Source organism: Blastomonas sp., assembly GCF_041747255.1.
Classification (GTDB): Bacteria; Pseudomonadota; Alphaproteobacteria; order Sphingomonadales; family Sphingomonadaceae; genus Blastomonas.
On sequence record NZ_JBGTFM010000312.1, the window covers coordinates 1 to 2469 of the forward strand.

The window sequence follows — 2469 nt, forward strand, 5'->3', positions numbered from 1 at the left end:
GAGGAGGCGCCATCGCGCAGGATTTCCACCCGTTCGATCGCCAGCGGCGGAATCGTGTTGAGGTCAACCGCTGACGATCCGCGACCGATAGATCCGTTCAAATTCAGCAGGGCAGAAAGATGGCGTCGTTTGCCATTCACCAATACGAGCGACTGGTCCGGTGCCAGGCCGCGCAGGGTGGCCGGGCGCAGTGAATCGGTGCCGTCGGTCAGCGAAGGTTGGGGGAAGTTGAAAGATGGCACGATGTTGTTCAGCAGGCGGCTGGTTTCAGTCGCGCCGCTGTTCTGCAGCTCCTGTGAGGTGATGACATCGATCGGGGCTGTGCTGTCTGCGATCGTGCGGTCCGTACGGCGCGTCCCGGTGACGATGATCTGCTCTTTGTCCTGGTCTGCTCCCGCGCCTGCTGCCTGATCCTGCGCCATCAGCTCGTAAGGCAAAATTAAGGTGGCAAAGGACACTGAAACAGCGGCCAAGCGGCGTGTGGTAGATAGCAGCGACATAGCGGATCCCCAGTTCGTGAACGACCGTGCCACGATGGCGCGGCAAAACAGGCCGCGAAAGAAAAAAACGTCATGCGGCCGTTGCTAACATCTTTTATTTCACGAATGTCGCTTTTTTGTCACAATATATCGGATGGCGTTGATCAAGCCCGAATCGTTGTGACACGCTGCTGAGGTGTTTTGCCTTGTCCCGGCAAGGCTTGCTACCTGTCCGTCGTCAGCACCTATGTGACAGATATGCAAAAATCTCCTAGTGAACGGTTGGTGCAGGGTGGGCGGACCACCGCAGACGGAGCTGCACAAACAGAGCTCGCCGAAGTCGGCAACCGCATGGTTGAGGTTCCGGCCAGTCAGTTCAGCGGCAACGGCGAAGTGCTGGTGACGGGCATGTCTCGTGGCGAACTGAAGTCAGCTGGCAAGGATGCGCTGCAACCCGAAGCGCTAGATTAACGGTTCACGCTCTGTTTGACCCATCTTGGGCGACCATCTCCCATTGAGGACAAGAATACGGCACCGGATGCAGATGCATGCGGTGCCGATGTCTTGTCGTAGAAGCTGATGCTTTATGCGCAGCAATCCATCCCAAGGCCGCAACACGCGCCGAGGGCGCAGCATCCAGCTGCCAGCATCTGGGCAACAGGGCCAGGTGCTGCTGCAAAGGCAGCGCTAGAAGTCAGGATCAGACTGACAACGGTGAGTTTTGCCATTTTCAACACATGACGTTCCTTGATGATTTGATCGAGTCCATCCGCACTTCAAACTTCCAGCGCGGCCGATGTGGATTGCTACGCTGTCAAACTTAAGTTGCGCGTTACGTTCGCAGTTTGTCAAGCAAAGTTCACCATTCAGATCCAATTACGATGTTATGCAAACCCGACGAACACGGCTGCTTCATCGACCGACTTTCGCGTTGTGATTACCGCATTGGCTGGAAAACTATCGTCCGGCCAACCGAGCGCGATGCTCTTCATAATCACCTGATCGTCCGCAATCCCGGCATGTTCCCTGACCACCGGTGATTGCATGATGCCCTGGCTGTTAATCACCGTCCCCAGCCCTCGCGACCACGCCGCGTTTACCAGCGCAGTTGCGACCGCGCCGCAATCGAACGGTGTATCGTCGCTACCATCCAAAACCCGGTCATACGTAATGACTATGCACACCGGCGCATCGAACTGACGAAATCCGCGCAAAACCCAATCTTGCCGCGCCTCGGCATCGTTGCGGGCGATGCCCATGGCCGAAAACAATTGCTTGGCGACCCCAATCTGTCGGTCACGATGCATTCCGGCAAATGCCTCGCCTGTGCGAAATTCGCGCGATTGTGGCACGCCTGCAAGCATCCGTTGGGTATTGCCTTCGCGGATTCGGTTTAGTGGCTCGCCGGTGATGACGTAAAAGTTCCACGGCTGTGTGTTCATTGAGGAGGGTGCGCGTATCGCCAATTCCAAAATCTCTTCGATCAGCGCCCGCGGCACTGGATCAGGCTTATATCCTCGGATGCTTCGCCGACCCAGAACAACCTCATCAAATTGCATGCAAGCTCCTTAGAATGCCAAGGGCGATGGTGGACGAACTTTGTTCCGAGCGGAAGACTGCTTTCCGGCATTCGGAGTAACGGCTTGAATGAGCGATGTTAAGGTGCATAACTGCTCAACGATCCGGATGATTTCGAGCTTCTCGGATGCGGGATACCTCATTCGTCGTCGCCCCCATCCGCAATCATGCTTTTTTTGAGCAGGCGGTTTTCGAGCGTCAGGTCGGCAACACATTCCTTCAGGGCACGAGACTCGCGGCGCAGATCCTGCACTTCGCCAGTGGTCGCAGCACGGGCAGTATCGCCAGCAAGGCGGCGCTTGCCAGCTTCCATAAACTCCTTCGACCAGGTGTAATTCAGGCTTCGGGCAATGCCTTCCTTACGGCACAGCTCAGCGATGCTGTCTTCGCCGCGCAGACCATCCAGCACGAT

3 protein-coding genes and 1 pseudogene are annotated in these 2469 nt (G+C 56.6%); 1 reads left to right on the forward strand and 3 read right to left on the reverse strand.

The window, feature by feature from the left end; genetic code table 11:
• Window positions 1–422, reverse strand: a 422-nt coding sequence (locus ACEW8G_RS10680; protein ID WP_373488404.1) for a TonB-dependent receptor plug domain-containing protein, incomplete at its 3' end; no start/stop codon positions are given.
• 315 nt (window positions 423–737) lie between these two features.
• Here ACEW8G_RS10680 and ACEW8G_RS10685 point away from each other — a divergent pair.
• A complete protein-coding gene (locus ACEW8G_RS10685) occupies window positions 738–950 on the forward strand; it encodes a hypothetical protein (RefSeq protein ID WP_373488405.1) in 213 nt (70 codons plus the stop codon).
• Window positions 951–1363: 413 nt separating this feature from the next.
• Here the strand turns inward: ACEW8G_RS10685 and ACEW8G_RS10690 are convergent, their stop codons facing one another.
• Window positions 1364–2038, reverse strand: coding sequence for a nitroreductase (locus ACEW8G_RS10690; RefSeq protein ID WP_373488406.1), 675 nt, complete (start codon window positions 2036–2038; stop codon window positions 1364–1366).
• Between the two features lie 111 nt (window positions 2039–2149).
• Window positions 2150–2469: pseudogene (locus ACEW8G_RS10695) on the reverse strand (IS3 family transposase); the annotation flags it as partial.